A 15878-nucleotide genomic window follows, 5' to 3' on the forward strand; every position below is an offset into this window, starting at 1 on the left:
GGAAGTTCCTACGGAGATTACGTTTTTCCATCAAAAATATCCATGATTTTTTTGACTGCAAGGGTTGGTGAAAGTTGGGCGTTTAAAACATCTGAATGAATGAGAGGCAAGTTCTGTTTTACTTTTTCATTTTCAAAAAAGCGTCGTTTTAGTTCATCTTCAATCATCCAGTCCACCCATTCAATCAATTGCTTATTGCGTCGTTTGTCAAAAACCCCCGACTGTTTTGTAATGTTTTCAAATTTTTTAATGACATCCCAAATGCCTCGAATGTTTTCTCCTGTTAAAGCAGAACAAGTGTAGGCTTGCGGCTTCCATCCTTCGGTCGGTGATTGAAGAAAACGCAAGACCCGGTTGTACTCAGCCCTGGCATTCAATGCCTGTTGCTTATTGTCGCCGTCCGCTTTATTGACAAAAATCGCATCCGCAAGTTCCATGACGCCTTTTTTCATGCCTTGAAGCTCGTCTCCCGCACCGGTTAAAGCGATGACAAGAAAAAAGTCAACCATCGATCGGACGGATACCTCGTTTTGTCCCGTACCTACTGTTTCTACGATAATGACATCAAAACCGGCAGCTTCACAGACGAGAAGCGATTCGCGGCTCTTTCTTGTGACGCCGCCAAGTGTTCCTCCTGACGGAGAAGGCCGAACGAAAGCATTTTGGTTCCGTGACAATGTTTCCATTCTCGTTTTATCGCCTAGGATGCTGCCGCCTGTCACGCTTGAGCTGGGGTCAACCGCAAGAACGGCGACTTTATGGCCATCCTCACAGAGCATCGATCCGAAAGCCTCAATTAGCGTACTTTTTCCCGCTCCCGGCACTCCTGTGATCCCAATACGGATGGAGTTGCCTGTATGAGGCAGTAACTTTTTGAGAACCTCTTGTGCAAGCTCACGGTGCTTTGCGGCATTGCTTTCGACAAGCGTGATCGTTTGGGCCAGTGTGGCGCGATCGCCTGCCAGTACACCTTCCGCGTAATCATCAGCAGTTAGCTTCCTTCTCCTCCTGCTCCTTTTCACGTGATTTCGTTCAGTCATACGATCTCACTCTCATTTAATCGTTCTTTTATATCTTCTAGCACTTTTTGAGCCGCAACTGGGATCACTGTTCCCGGTCCGAAGATGGAAGATGCGCCGTGTTGTTTTAGAAATTCATAGTCTTTTGGCGGGATAACTCCGCCGCAGAAGACAAGAATATCGTCTCTTCCAAGCTTTTCTAGTTCTTTCACAAGTTTTGGCAACAATGTTTTGTGTCCGGCCGCTAGTGAACTCATTCCAATCGCATGAACGTCATTTTCTACGGCTTGGAGGGCAGTTTCTTCCGGCGTTTGGAAAAGCGGTCCAATGTCAACGTCAAAGCCAAGGTCGGCAAATGCTGTCGCAATCACTTTTGCGCCACGGTCATGGCCGTCCTGCCCCATTTTCGCGATCATAATTCTCGGACGGCGACCTTCTTCTTCCGCAAACTCGTCGGTCATTTTTCGGACACGCTTCACCTCTTCTTCCTCGCCAAACTCAGCGCTGTATACCCCGCTGATGGAACGGATTGTTGCTTTATGGCGGCCGACAACTTTTTCATACGCGTCTGAGATTTCACCTAAACTTGCTCGTGCACGCGCCGCATCAACCGCAAGGGCGAGTAAATTGCCTTCACCTGTTTCAGCAGCTTTAGTAATTGCATTCAGTGCGGCCTGAACTTTTGATTCATCACGCTCAGCCCGCAGTTTTTCAAGGCGGCGTTTTTGGGCTTCTAGAACAGCTGTATTGTCTACTTCAAGAATTTCAATGTCTTCTTCGACGGTTGGTCTGTATTTATTCACACCGATAATCGCTTCTTTACCAGAGTCAATTTGCGCCTGCCTTCTTGCGGCTGCTTCTTCGATTCGCATTTTCGGAAGGCCGGTTTCAATCGCTTTTGCCATTCCGCCAAGCTCATCGATTTCTTGAATGTGCGCCCAAGCTTTTTGCACAAGTTGGGCGGTTAGTTTCTCTACGTAGTACGATCCGCCCCACGGATCAAGCACATTTGTAATGCCTGTTTCATCTTGCAGATGGAGCTGGGTATTGCGGGCAATTCTCGCTGAAAAGTCCGTTGGGAGTGCAATCGCTTCGTCGAGCGCGTTCGTGTGAAGGGATTGCGTATGCCCAAGTGTTGCCGCCAATGCTTCAATCGCTGTTCTCGTTACGTTATTAAATGGATCTTGCTCAGTCAGGCTCCATCCTGAAGTTTGGCTATGTGTTCGTAAAGCCAGCGATTTATCATTTTTTGGGTTGAATTGTTTGATCAGCTTAGCCCAAATCAGCCTAGCTGCACGCATTTTAGCAACTTCCATAAAATAGTTCATGCCGATTGCCCAGAAAAACGACAGCCTAGGAGCAAATTTGTCAATGTCAATGCCAGCTTTGAGCCCGGTTCTTACATATTCTAAGCCGTCAGCAAGCGTATAACCAAGCTCTAAGTCGGCAGTCGCTCCTGCTTCCTGCATATGATAGCCAGAAATACTAATCGAGTTAAACTTTGGCATATGTTCTGACGTATATGCAAAAATATCTGCAATGACACGCATCGACGGTTCAGGTGGATAAATATACGTGTTTCGCACCATGTATTCCTTCAAAATATCATTTTGGATCGTTCCAGCTAACTGTTCTGGCTTGACCCCCTGCTCTTCCGCTGCAACGATATAAAAAGCCATGATAGGCAAGACTGCGCCATTCATCGTCATCGAAACTGACATTTGATCAAGCGGAATGCCGTCAAACAAAATTTTCATATCAAGAATCGAATCAACGGCAACCCCCGCTTTCCCGACGTCACCAATAACGCGTGGATGATCGGAATCATAGCCACGGTGTGTCGCAAGGTCAAATGCGATCGAAAGCCCTTTTTGTCCAGCAGCAAGATTGCGGCGGTAAAAGGCGTTGCTCTCTTCCGCTGTCGAAAAGCCGGCGTACTGCCTTACCGTCCATGGCCTTGATTTATACATGGCAGGGTATGGGCCTCTTAGAAATGGCGGAATCCCGGCAACATAGTCTAAGTGCTTCATTCCTTCTGTATCTTTTGCGTCATATAATGGCTCGACGTCAATTTTTTCCATCGTGTTGAAAATCAGTTCATCAAGCGGCTTTCCGGTTTCTTTTTCAGCGAGCTGTTTCCATTTCGCTCGATCGCTTTCTGATGTGCTTGCCGTGTAAGCAATTTTGCTAAAATCCGGCTTCGTCATTCGTCAAGCACCCCTTTCTTTTTTTGCAAATTAACGAGTACGTCATAAACATTTGACTTGACATGAACGGCATCTTCAATCCCTAGCTGTTTGTAGTGATTTAGTTCTTCCTCAGATGGCCTTCCCGCCAGATAAATGGTAAGTTCAGGGTTGGCTTCTTTCAATTTTTTTACGAGAGCTGGAACGGCTTCGGGGTATTGGTCATCTTTTGATGCGATAACAACGGTTCCCGCATTCGATTCGAGAGCCGCTTTCGCCGTTTCTTCTACACCATCAAAACCGTTGTTTGTCAAAACTTCAAATCCGCCAACTTCAAAGAATCCGGCCGCAAAATCAGCACGCGCCTTATAGCCGCCAATCGCCCCGACATTCGCAAGAAAAACTTTCGGGCGCATGCTTGTTTTGCCGGCGTAGCGTTCCATCGCAAGACGCAGCCGTTCAAAGGGTTCTGCCCCTCGTTTTTGAGGAATTTTCTCAACGCTTTCTTCACCAACGGTTAAGTTTAACGCTTTTCTAATTTCTCCCATTGTCAAATGGGAAGCAGCGGAAATCGCTTCATCAACAATGGATTCGCTGTTTTTATCGATTGGCTGGATCGTTTGCTTTTCATTTTCTGCATGTGCTGTTTTGATTGTTGCTGGATTGCCGCCTTCAACCGGCTGTAGTGCTTTTTCAAGAGGATTGGCATATTGATTTGTACCGACAAAAATGTCTTTGCGGCGTTTAATGTTTTCATCGCGTTTTTTTGCAGTTTTCGCAACAACGTCTTGTGGAAAACGTTCTTTAAGCGCTGCCAAAAGGCCGCCTTTTGCTTCTGTTTCTTGAAAGAGCTCCCACGTTTTTTTTGCAACTTCATCCGTCAACGCTTCGACATACCAAGAGCCGCCGGCAGGATCCGTCACTTTGCCAAGATGGGATTCTTCCTGCAAAATAATTTGCGTATTCCGCGCGACCCTTCTAGAAAAGTCAGAAGGTGTCTTGTTCACCTCATCAAACGGCGCAACATGCATGCTGTCTACACCGCCGACAGCCCCGGCAAACGCTTCAATCGCACCGCGTAAAATATTTACGTGAGGGTCGTAGATCGTTTTGTTCCATTTTGAGGTACGGGCGTGAACTTTTATTTTTTGCGATGTTTCATTGCCGCCAAATTCTTTTACAATTGTTGCCCATAACATTCTTGCCGCCCGGAACTTTGCAATTTCCATAAATAAATTTGGCCCAATAGAGAATGAAAACATCATATGCTGTGCGATCTCATCAATAGCTAAGCCACGTTCCAGCATGTTTGTGACATATTCAACCGCAGCGGCCAGAGTAAAAGCCAATTCCTCCACTGCACTGCCGCCGCCATTATGGTAAGGTAAGCTTTGAACTAAAATGGTCCTCAACTGTGGAGTGTTTTCTTTCGCCCATTTTGTTACTTTTGCGAGTAGGGCATAGCTTTCATTGAGAGAATAAGGCAACTCGCCATCGACCGCTAATGCGGCTAGCGGATCAGCACCGATACACCCTTTCAGCTCTTGCAGGGGAAGTTGTTTCTCTTTGAGAAAGGCCGCAAAACAAGCGAGAAAAGGAAGGGATACCGCACCAGCATGAATATAGACTGGATATTTCATTACATCGATGTCTTGAAATATCGTGTCCAACCCGCCGGCACATTGGATAGAAACACCGTTTTTCCCGACTTGTTCAGGATTCGCTTCATCGGCATCCAAACTTCTTAAGGCTGCTTCATCAAGGACAAGGTTGATTCCTGTTTGTCCGTTTTCAAGATCATGGCGAAGTGCTTCATTAACCAACTCCGGTGTCGGAAGCGTGATTTCTTGGCTAATAATCCATGGCTTCGTTTGATTGGAAACGGCCACTGTTCCTCTTTTATATGGGTAGATCCCCGGAAACGAGTTTTGGAACGGCAAATTTTCAAGGTCTTTCTTCTGATACATCGGTTTTAAAGTAATACCTTCATACGTTTTCGTTAACAATGTTTCAAAAGAGGCGCCTTTCAGTGATTTTTCCGTTACGTTTTTCCATTCTTCATAAGTCGGCACTGGAAATTCACTAAACTGCTCTAGAACTTCATGTAGTGTTTGGTTTCGTTCGCTCATTCGATTGCGATCTGTGCTTTAAGCACAGATTGCGCTTCACTCCCTTCCTGGTTTCTGATTCGTTAAGAAAAACGACTGATAGCTTTCTTTCTTTTTCGCTTCTTCTGTTAATGTAGCATTCATGACAAGGTCGGCATAAATATCCGCAATTTCTTCAATCGAATATTTTCCTTCCGCTTTGTACCACCGATACGTCCAATTGATCATTCCGAAAATCGCCATCGATAGGATTTCAACAGGAAGCTCTTTGCGAAATTCGCCTTTTTCAATCCCTTCCTTCACAACTGAAAACATCATTTCTTTATATCGATCGCGTTTTTTTTCAACTTTTTCAACAAATTCAGGCCCCAAATAAAGGCTCTCTTGATAAAAAACGGTGACATGGGGTTTGTATTTTTCAAACATCATGACAAATGATTTTACGATGGCATGCAACCGTTCAGCGGGCGTATGCCATTTTTCAGAAGCTTCCTGAGCCTTATCGAGCACATATGTTATGAAAAAATCGTGTATTGTGAACAACAATTCATCCTTTGATTTGAAGTTGTGGTAAAATCCTCCCTTGGAAGTTCCGCTGTTTTTTACGATTGTATCAACCGTCACAGCATGGTAGCCATGCGTTTCAAATAACTGAAGGGCCGATTCGATAATTTTTTCCTTGGTTGTTTTTACGTCGATTTTCATTTTGCCTTCCTCCAGATTCAATTCGCAATCAACCCCTCCCCTCTTTATAAAGCGAGACTTCCATCAGTGGGTGTTTTCTTCATCCCCCACTGGTGGTTAGCACTCACAGAGTATAATTCTTGCTAACTCACTTCGTTCGTAGTCTCGATAAACGAGATTTATCGAGGTATTAGCGTCCGTTATCCCCACTTAGACTTCCTCGAAATCTCTCAATCTTAAAGTGGGGGTCTTGCGGACGGTTACACCGGGATAAAAAATTATCTTTTACCGGAGACCGACTAGTCTGTCTTTATTTAAATTGTATGAATACTCAACTCTTTTTGTCAAGCTTTCTTTTAAACAAGTCGCGATTTACCTTCCGAGAAGCAGGTTTCCATTGCGGAAAAAAGGTTCTCTTCAGTTAATATCGTCCCCGCTAATGTTTATTTTTAACCTTCAACAAAAAAACAGCTTGCCCTTATTTCGATTCAATAAGAGGCAAGCTGTCGAGATTCTATCTTCCTTTCCAAACCGGCTTGCGTTTTTCTGCGAAAGCCTTCAATCCTTCCTTCCGGTCCTCTGAATCATGGGCAACCTGGGCAATTTCCATTTGCTTCTCCCATGCTTCTTCTTCCGTCCAGTCAAATGTGCTTTGGATAATTTGTTTCGTTGCCTGTAAAGCGGTTGGCCCGTTTTGAGTAATGCGTTCAGCCAGTTCAATTGCTGCCTCTAGCGCTTTGCCCGGTTCTGCCAACTGGTTTACAACGCCATATTTATGGAATTCCTCCACCGAAACCATTTCTGCTGTCAGGGCAAGCTCCATAACACGATGGTAAGGCATCCTTTTCGGAAGGCGAATCAGCCCGCCGCCCACTGCGACTAAATTATGCCGGACTTCCGGGAGACCCATTTTCGAGTTATTTGCCGCTACAATTAAATCACATGAAAGGCAAAGCTCTGTTCCGCCTGCAACAGCGTACCCTTCGACAGCAGCTATGATCGGTTTGCGGGGCGGCTTTCGAAAAATGCCGAAGCCTCCTCTTTCGGTATTAAAGAGATTTTCCCCACGAGCTAGTGCTTTTAAGTCAGCCCCTGATGAGAACGAGTCACCGGCGCCTGTTAAAATCGCAACAAATAAGCTGTCATCACTGTCAAATTCGTCCATGGCCTTGCACATTTCGATTGCTGCTGCTTCATTAATCGCATTTTTTGCTTCAGGGCGGTTAATTGTTACGATAAAAATCGATCCCTTACGTTCAGTTAAAATCGGCTTCGCTTCTTGAACCATCAACAGTTCCTCCTAAGGTAAATTGTTGTCACTCCTACTTTGTTCGATAACCACTCAAAAAATCCTACCTAATTTTTTGAGTTGAAAGAAAAAGACATATTTTTTTACTCTAAAGTAAAAATCAGTTAAAATGATAAGAACTGATCTTTCGTTCGGTTAAAGTGGAAGGGAGAAAAGAGATATGGACAGCCAATCAAAGCATTCGGCCGAAGTTCACCCGAGTCTGCAAAAAATTTGGACGCGGGACTTTTTATTTGTTTGCCTAGCAAACTTTTTTATTTTCTTAGGTTTTCAGATGACACTTCCAACAATTCCGCTTTTCGTTGAAGAGTTGGGCGGCAATGATTTTTTAATTGGACTTGTTGTAGGAATTTTTACGTTTTCCGCCCTTCTCATCCGTCCTTGGGCAGGCCACGCACTTGAAACGAAGGGGCGGCGTTTTATTTATTTGCTTGGGTTGCTCATCTTTGTCGTTTCCGTCAGTTCCTTTTCGATTGCCTCAAGCCTTTTTTTCTTATTTGCGTTGCGCATTATTCAAGGGGCTGGCTGGGGGTTATCCACAACGGCAGGCGGTACGGTTGCGACTGATTTAATTCCTGTTAAACGCCGCGGGGAAGGGATTGGCTATTTCGGGCTATCTGGAAACATAGCGATGGCATTCGGCCCATCGGTTGGTTTAGCTTTAGTTCAGATTCTTGATTTTCCTAAGCTTTTTTTAATTTGCGGCGGACTTGGCGCGACAGCCTTCATCCTTGCGGCATTCATGAAATATCGACCGATTGATCCAAATGTGGAAAAACCAAAAAAGAAATGGGATGTTTATGAAAAAGCAGCAATTAAACCAGCGAGCCTTTTATTATTCATCACTGTGACTTTTGGTGGAATCGCAACTTTTCTTCCTCTATACACGAAGCAAAATGACATTCCTGGAATTGAGTTGTATTTCTTTTTCTTTGCAATCTCTCTTATGCTATCAAGGGCGTTTGCAGGCAAAATTTTTGATCGCAGAGGCTTAAAAGCCGTTTTTATTCCTGGGACATTACTGATCGTAATCGCCATGCTGCTGCTGACATTTCTCGTTAACCAATGGATGCTCATTTTAGCAGCTATCCTGTACGGTGTAGGCTTCGGTTCGGTTCAGCCAGCCTTGCAAGCTTGGGCGATTAATAGTGCGCCTGCGAATCGAAAAGGAATGGCGAACGCCACGTTCTTCTCTTTTTTCGACCTTGGTGTCGGATTTGGAGCCATGTTCTTTGGGTTCATTTCAAAGTGGTTTGGGTACAGTACAATCTATGCTTGCGGTGCAATTTCAGTCTGTTTATCCATTTTATTGTATCTTTTTTATGCGCGCACAAAAGAAGCCGCTTAATATTTAGCGGCTTCTACAACGCTCGATTTAAATGCATCGATCGTTTCAGCTTGGGCAATCGGTGGCAAGCTGTCATTTGCGGCACTTAATTGTGCCAGTCCAAAGAGGATCGCGATAAGAGTAATGACAACAAAAATTGCAAGCATCCAAATCATATAATAAGGCTTTTCGTCCATTTGCATTTCCTCCTTCATTGATCATTACTTTACATATATTCATCACATTTCGATGACATGTTAAGTATCTAAGGAGTCTGAGCTTGGTGAAAATATATGATATTCGCTATGCTTCGCCTATGTAGGCTTTTCTTTCCTGTTGTTCAACATGCAACCCTATCAGGTTGATGCATTGTCAACTTTTACAAAGTTTGCTTTTCGCTTTTCTAAAAATGCGTCGATGCCTTCTTTTCCTTCCGGCAAACTAGAATGCCTGGCAATGGAAAATGACTCTTTTGCCATTTGGCTTTCCAATGTTTCGTGAAAACTTCCATAAATGAGCGCTTTTGCCGAGCCAAACGCTTCCACAGGCCCTTCAGCTAAACGGTTCGCCAGTTCTTCCAATTCACGCTTGAACTCATCGTCCGGCGCCACTTTTGTTACAATGCCCCATTCTTCGGCTTCCCGTGCGGTCAACACCCGGTTTGTGATTGCTAATTCAAGAGCCCGCTTCACACCAACAATCCGCGGTAAGAAGTAGCTTGCCGAACCGTCAGGCGTTAACCCGATATTGGTATAGGCCATCGTAAATTTCGCGGATTCTGCTGCGATGACAAGATCTCCCATCATTGCGAGACTCATTCCCGCTCCGGCTGCCGTACCGTTCACCCCGGCAATAACTGGCTTTTTCATATGAACGAATCTTGAAACGGCTTCATGCAGGAAAGCTGTCACATTCTTCAAGTGCTGCGAAATCCCTTCTCCATGGCTTGCAAAGCTTTTGAGATCACCGCCAAATGAAAATGATTTTCCGTTTCCTGTTAGTACAACAACGCGAACATGTTCATCATGCTCACACTCCCATGCGGCATTCATTAAGTCGATGCCCATCTCTTCATTTAATGCATTCCCGTTTTCCATTCGATTCAAACGGATCCAGGCAACACTCCCTTTTCGTTCGTACTCTAATGTTTTATATGTCATGGTTTGCACTCCTCTCTTTATACTTAATTAAATTTCTTGCTAAATTTGAAAAATCCTTTTATACACTTAGTTTTTAATTTTTCCAAATATTTTGACACAAACAAGATATTCTTATATGATTTAAACTAGCCCTCAACTAAAATGGGCGACATATTCATTTTTGAAAATGGAAAGGAGAATTTATTTGGAACTTGGATTATTTATTATGCCGTCACACCCTCCGGAAAGAAGTTTGTATGATGCGACTGAGTGGGACCTAGAAGTGATTTCCCTTGTCGATGAATTAGGTTATAGCCAAGCATGGATAGGCGAACACTTCACTTCCCCTTGGGAACCAATTCCGGCGCCGGATTTGCTTATTGCCCAAGCGATCCAAAGAACGAAAAACATCAAACTAGCTCCCGGGGCTCATCTTCTTCCTTACCATAATCCAGTTGAGCTTGCACACCGGGTTGCCTACTTGGATCACCTGTCGCAAGGAAGATTGATCTTCGGAATAGGTTCCAGTGGATTGCCGGGAGATTGGAAATTATTTAACGTTGACGGTGCTTCCGGTGAAAATAGAAAAATGACTGCAGAAGCGATTGAAATTATTCAAAAAATCTGGGCAAAAGGCGAACCAGAGGAATATCGCGGTAAATATTGGAGCTTTAATACGTATGAATCGATGCTTAACGGCCTCAACAAATTGCACATCTATCCTTATCAAAAGCCGCATCCCCCGATTGGAATTGCCGGGTTGAGCCCCGGCTCGGAAACGCTTAAACTAGCTGGAGAACATGGATTTATGCCGCTTAGCTTTGGAGCAAACAATGACTATCTTGCAAGTCATTGGGACGCCATTCTTGAGGGGGCTGCAAGAACTGGCAAAACACCAGCTCGAAAAGATTGGGGCATCGTAAAAGAAATCTTTGTGGCAGACACGGACGAAGAAGCGATACAGCATTCTGTTGGTTCTATGATGGGCCGTTTCCATAGAGAATATTGGTATAAACTCCTTCAGGAAATCGGCGGTGTCGGTGTGCTTAAGCACGATCAAAACGTGCCTGATGAAGAGGTCACTGCTGAATATGTCGCAGAGCATGTATGGTTTGTCGGCTCACCTGATACGGTTGCGAACAAAATTGTAAATCTTTATAAAACAACCGGAGGATTTGGGACTCTATTAGTCCAAGGCTTTGATTATTCTGAGAACCCTGAGCCTTGGAAGAAATCTCTAAAACTGCTGAAAGAAGAAGTTCTTCCACGCGTTCATCAAATGACTCCCGAACTGGACATCAAATTATAGTTTCACAGACTGCCGGAGTGGGCAGCCTGTCTTTTTTCATGAAACCAATTGACAGAATTTACAATTGATTGGATAATTAAGTTTACGATACGAAAGAGGTGGTAAGATGCAAACGAACAATCAAGTCCAATACAATTGGAAAGAAATTGTAGCTGATTTAAATTCGCTTCTCAGGTTGCGATCAATTCCTGTCGGAATGAAGATGTTTTCAACGAAGGAAGAAATGGAAGCGATTCCAAAAATTCGCCGTCCGAAAAAGCGCCATCTCCTCGACCAAATTGTCGCGCAATCTGTCCGCCTTGGCTGGACAATTGGGATTACGGCTGATGACCTCGCCATGAAGCAATGTGGCGCCATTGTCGGATTAATGTCACAAGACAAAGATTTTTATTCTGGCGAAGCGATGGATGGCGTTTGGTTCGGGACACGTGAAGATTCAGCTGCCCATCAGCGGAGTCTCGATGTTGTTCCTTACGGAAAATATGAAGCGCTCGCATTATCACCACTTGAAACAGGCAGGCTAGAATCCCCTGATATTTGTTTGATTTACGGTACGCCGGGACAAATGATTTTGCTTATTAACGGATTACAATGGGAAGGTTATAAAAAATTCGAATGGAGCGTCGTTGGCGAAAGTGCTTGCGCCGATTCTTGGGGCCGCGCACTGTCAACCGGTAAGCCAAGTCTCTCCATCCCTTGCTATGCCGAACGCCGCTACGGGGGAGTGTTAGATGAGGAAATGCTGATGGCCATACCGCCAAACGATCTAGTAAAAGGGATTGAAGGAATGAAGAAGCTTTCAAAAAACGGGCTCCGTTATCCTATCCCATCTTACGGAATCCAATCAGACCCAACAGAAGCTCTCGCCCCTATATATCCTGAATGGATTGCATCAAAAAAATAAGCTGCGCTATGAAATATTCGCCATTAAATATTCTATTGTAAAAAGGAGTGACTTATTGGATGATCACTACTTTAACACCACTCGATTGGAAACGCCGTGCAATTAAATATTACCCGGATAAAATTGCTGTCATTGATGAGGAAAAAAGATTTACATATAAGGAATTTGGAGAACGCGTGGATCGTCTCTCCATCGCACTCTACGAAGCAGGCATAAGGCAAGGGGACCATGTCGCGGTGATGCTGCCAAACACCCACTACATGCTAGAATCATTCTACGGCATCTGCCAGCTTGGTGCTGTGATGGTTCCATTAAACTATCGATTGGCTGCTGAAGATTTGAATTACATCATAAATCATAGCGATGCAAAAATGCTCATTGTTGATGAAGAATTTTGCGGACCAATCGAAGAAACAATCGATTCCTTAAAGAATATTAAACAAACCGTCATTGTCTCTGTTAAAAACCAGTCTACAACACTAGAAGGCATAGACTATGAAACTTTTATAAATCGCGTCTCACTTGAAGAAACATCTTTGCCAGAGGTAACGATCAATGAAAATGATATGCTTACGTTAAATTACACGAGTGGAACAACGTCAAAACCGAAAGGCGTCATGCTGACACACCGCGGCAACTATATGAATGCTGCTAATTTTATGTTTCATCTTAACGTACATCATGAAGATGTTTATTTGCACACGCTACCAATGTTTCATTGCAACGGCTGGGGAGGCGTTTGGGCGCTGACAGCTGTCGGGGGCACCCACGTTTGTTTACGCAAAGTGGATCCGCCGTACATCTTATCTTTATTTGAAAAAGAAAAAATCTCTTTACTATGCGGGGCGCCAACAGTTATCAATATGCTTGTCAATGCTCCTGAGGCCACTGAAACCAACATTACAACCCGCCCGCGCATGGCAACTGCCGGTTCGCCTCCTGCCGCTGCACTCATTCAAAAAGCGCAAGAAATTCTTGGGCTTCATATGACGCATGTTTACGGGTTGACGGAAACTTCCCCATTCATTTTGTACTGTGAATGGAAAAAAGAATTTGATAAGAAAGACGAAGAAGAACAATCAACAATCAAAGCAAGACAAGGAATTGAACTCGTCTTCAACGGAGAAACAAAAGTCGTGCGTGCCGATGGCACCGAAGTTGCTTGGAACGGCGAAGAATTAGGTGAAATCGTAACAAGAGGAAATGTCGTTATGGCCGGCTATTACAAGGATCCGGAAACAACAGCCGAAGTCATGAGAGGCGGCTGGTTCCATACAGGTGACTTAGCCGTTACCTATCCAGACGGGTACATCGAAATTCGCGATCGTGCAAAAGACATGATTATTTCCGGCGGTGAAAATATTTCTTCTACTGAACTCGAAGGCATTCTGTACAAACACCCAGATGTTTTGGAAGTTGCGGTGATCGCGATCCCTGATGAAAAATGGGGTGAAGTTCCGAAAGCGATTGTTGTACTAAAGCCAAATGCCAACCCAACTGAAGAAGACCTTATCGAATATTGCCGCTCGAAAATCGCCCGCTTCAAAGCCCCAAAAGCGGTTGAATTTGTTGAAGCACTTCCAAAAACCGCGACAGGGAAACTTCAAAAATATTTGCTGCGGAATCAGCATTGGCATGCTGAGAAGAAAGTGAATTAAAAAAACAAAAGGTACTTGGAATTGATTCCAGTACCTTTTGTTTTTTATTAAATTAAGCCCCATATTTCGCTTTCGCCTCTAAACGGCGAGCGTGAAGAATTGGTTCTGTGTAGCCGCTTGGCTGCTCTTTTCCTTTGAACACGAGGTCGCAAGCTGCTTGGAATGCAACTGAGTCGTCATAGTTCGGTGACATCGGACGGTATAACGGGTCGTCTGCGTTTTGCTTGTCTACGACTTTTGCCATGTTTTTAAGTGTTTCCATTACTTGTTCTTTTGTGCAGATGCCATGGTGGAGCCAGTTGGCCATCATTTGGCTGGAAATACGCAATGTTGCACGGTCTTCCATGAGGCCTACATCACGAATGTCAGGAACTTTCGAACAACCAATACCAAGCTCTACCCAGCGAACAACATAGCCGAGCAATGTTTGCGCACTATTGTTAAGCTCTTCTTGAATGTCTTCCGCTGACCAGTTTGGATTTTCCGCTACAGGAATTTGCAAAATGTCATCACGGTAATCTTTGATTTGTTTGGCAAGTTCTTCTTGTACTTGTTTCACGTCCACTTCATGGTAATGGAGTGCATGCAATGTTGCCGCTGTTGGTGAAGGAACCCATGCCGTGTTTCCTCCAGCTTGCAAGTGGCCAATTTTTTCTTTAAGCATGGCATCCATCATGTCAGGCATTGCCCACATTCCTTTTCCGATTTGCGCTCTGCCTTTTAATCCTGTTTGAATTCCAACCGCTACGTTATTTTTCTCGTAGCCATTGAGCCATGTTGATGTTTTCATATCACCTTTCCGGATCATCGGGCCAGCTTCCATTGAAGTGTGGATTTCGTCGCCAGTACGATCTAAGAAACCAGTATTGATGAAGAAAATTCTTTCTTTTACAGCGTTGATGCAGTTTTTCAAGTTTAGGCTTGTACGGCGCTCTTCATCCATTACGCCCATTTTTAGTGTATTGCGTTTTAAGTCAAGCATATCTTCGACACGGGTAAAGAGTTCATTTGCGAACGCAACTTCCTCAGAACCGTGCATTTTTGGCTTAACGATATAAACGGAACCGTGTTCAGAGTTTTGGTATTTGCCTTTGCCGAGAAGTCCGTGTTTTGCCATTAAGCTTGTAAACACGCCGTCTAAAATTCCTTCAGGCACTTCGTTTCCGTTCTCGTCAAGAATGGCATTGATTGTCATGAGATGCCCTACATTACGAATTAACATCAGCACACGGCCTTTTAATGTCAGTTCTCCGCCGTTAGGAGCCATGTACGTGCGATCAGGGTTGCACGTACGCACCATTTGCTTGCCGCCTTTTTCAAATGTAGAAGATATATCTCCTCTGACAAGGCCAAGCCAATTGCGGTAAACTTCTACTTTATCTTCTGCGTCAACTGCAGTTACAGAGTCTTCACAGTCCATAATGGTTGAGAGGGCAGATTCTAAATAGATGTCTTTTACGCCGGCAGGGTCGTCCTTTCCAATGGAGTGGCTGCGGTCGATTTGAATTTCCATATGCAAGCCGTTGTTTTTAACGAGTACTGCAGACGGCTCTTCCGCTTGTCCTTGGTATCCAGCAAATTGGGAAGCATCTTTTAGCCCAACGGTTTCACCGTTTTTAAGCGTTACCGCTAATTTCCCATCAACAACCGCATATTTCGTTGCTTCTGTATGTGAAGAGCTTTCAAGCGGTACATGTTTATCAAGGAAGTTTTTCGCATAAGCAATAACTTTGTCGCCTCTAACAGGATTGTATGCACCTTTCTTCTCTGCACCGCCTTCTTCACTAATGACATCTGTACCATACAACGCATCATAAAACGATCCCCAACGGGCATTCGCCGCATTGATCGCATAGCGTGCGTTGTTAATTGGCACAACGAGCTGAGGGCCGGCAAGTTCTTTGATTTCATCGTCAAGGCCTTCTGTTGAAATTGTAAAATCCTCGACTTCAGGCTCTAAGTATCCGATTTCTTCTAAAAATGCTTTGTATTTGTCGAAGTCAAAGTCTCTATTTTCTTTATGCCAAGCGTCAATTTTTGATTGTAATTCATCACGCTTTTCTAAAAGTTCCTTATTTTTTGGAGCTAAATCGGCTATAAGCTGTCCTAGATCAGACCAAAATTTCTCTTGATCGAGCCCTGTTTCAGGAAGTGCTTCTGAATTAACAAAATCATAAAGCTCTTTGGCAACTTGAATATTGCCTTTTTTTACGTAATCCGCCATTCGTAAATTCC

The 15878-nt window shown here is 44.2% G+C and carries 12 protein-coding genes; 4 read left to right on the forward strand and 8 right to left on the reverse strand.

The window, feature by feature from the left end; translation table 11 throughout:
- Window positions 1-17: 17 nt before the first annotated feature.
- From meaB to DCC39_RS02975, 5 genes are all read right to left on the reverse strand, one after another.
- On the reverse strand, window positions 18-1040 hold the full coding sequence (gene meaB, locus DCC39_RS02955; RefSeq protein ID WP_116553389.1) for a methylmalonyl Co-A mutase-associated GTPase MeaB: 1023 nt from the start codon (window positions 1038-1040) through the stop codon (window positions 18-20).
- A complete protein-coding gene (gene scpA, locus DCC39_RS02960; protein ID WP_116553390.1) occupies window positions 1037-3226 on the reverse strand; it encodes a methylmalonyl-CoA mutase in 2190 nt (729 codons plus the stop codon). The genes meaB and scpA overlap by 4 nt, the downstream gene beginning before the upstream one ends.
- Complete coding sequence (locus DCC39_RS02965) at window positions 3223-5334, reverse strand: methylmalonyl-CoA mutase family protein (protein ID WP_116553391.1); 2112 nt, start codon at window positions 5332-5334, stop codon at window positions 3223-3225. The genes scpA and DCC39_RS02965 overlap by 4 nt, the downstream gene beginning before the upstream one ends.
- A 36-nt stretch (window positions 5335-5370) precedes the next feature.
- Window positions 5371-6018: a TetR/AcrR family transcriptional regulator gene (locus DCC39_RS02970; protein WP_116553392.1), complete on the reverse strand. Its 648-nt coding sequence runs from the start codon at window positions 6016-6018 to the stop codon at window positions 5371-5373.
- Window positions 6019-6511: 493 nt separating this feature from the next.
- Complete coding sequence (locus tag DCC39_RS02975) at window positions 6512-7285, reverse strand: crotonase/enoyl-CoA hydratase family protein (protein WP_205948457.1); 774 nt, start codon at window positions 7283-7285, stop codon at window positions 6512-6514.
- 181 nt (window positions 7286-7466) lie between these two features.
- Between DCC39_RS02975 and DCC39_RS02980 the strand changes: the two genes are divergently transcribed.
- Entirely contained in the window at window positions 7467-8654 is a 1188-nt protein-coding gene (locus DCC39_RS02980) for an MFS transporter (RefSeq protein ID WP_116553393.1), read from the forward strand.
- Here the strand turns inward: DCC39_RS02980 and DCC39_RS02985 are convergent.
- A complete protein-coding gene (locus DCC39_RS02985; protein WP_116553394.1) occupies window positions 8651-8830 on the reverse strand; it encodes a hypothetical protein in 180 nt (59 codons plus the stop codon). The genes DCC39_RS02980 and DCC39_RS02985 overlap by 4 nt on opposite strands.
- Before the next feature lie 159 nt (window positions 8831-8989).
- Window positions 8990-9793 (reverse strand): enoyl-CoA hydratase/isomerase family protein, encoded by an 804-nt coding sequence (locus DCC39_RS02990; protein ID WP_116553395.1) that lies wholly within the window; start codon window positions 9791-9793, stop codon window positions 8990-8992.
- A gap of 184 nt (window positions 9794-9977) precedes the next feature.
- Between DCC39_RS02990 and DCC39_RS02995 the strand changes: the two genes are divergently transcribed.
- From DCC39_RS02995 to DCC39_RS03005, 3 genes are all read left to right on the forward strand, one after another.
- On the forward strand, window positions 9978-11081 hold the full coding sequence (locus tag DCC39_RS02995; RefSeq protein ID WP_116553396.1) for an LLM class flavin-dependent oxidoreductase: 1104 nt from the start codon (window positions 9978-9980) through the stop codon (window positions 11079-11081).
- A 106-nt stretch (window positions 11082-11187) separates the two neighbouring features.
- Complete coding sequence (locus DCC39_RS03000) at window positions 11188-11985, forward strand: DUF169 domain-containing protein (RefSeq protein ID WP_116553397.1); 798 nt, start codon at window positions 11188-11190, stop codon at window positions 11983-11985.
- A 59-nt stretch (window positions 11986-12044) separates the two neighbouring features.
- Window positions 12045-13643, forward strand: coding sequence for a long-chain-fatty-acid--CoA ligase (locus DCC39_RS03005; protein ID WP_116553398.1), 1599 nt, complete (start codon window positions 12045-12047; stop codon window positions 13641-13643).
- Window positions 13644-13695: 52 nt separating this feature from the next.
- Here the strand turns inward: DCC39_RS03005 and DCC39_RS03010 are convergent, their stop codons facing one another.
- Window positions 13696-15867: a malate synthase G gene (locus DCC39_RS03010; protein WP_116553399.1), complete on the reverse strand. Its 2172-nt coding sequence runs from the start codon at window positions 15865-15867 to the stop codon at window positions 13696-13698.
- Between the last annotated feature and the right edge of the window lie 11 nt (window positions 15868-15878).

Source organism: Pueribacillus theae (assembly GCF_003097615.1).
GTDB classification, from domain to species: Bacteria; Bacillota; Bacilli; order Bacillales; family UBA6769; genus Pueribacillus; species Pueribacillus theae.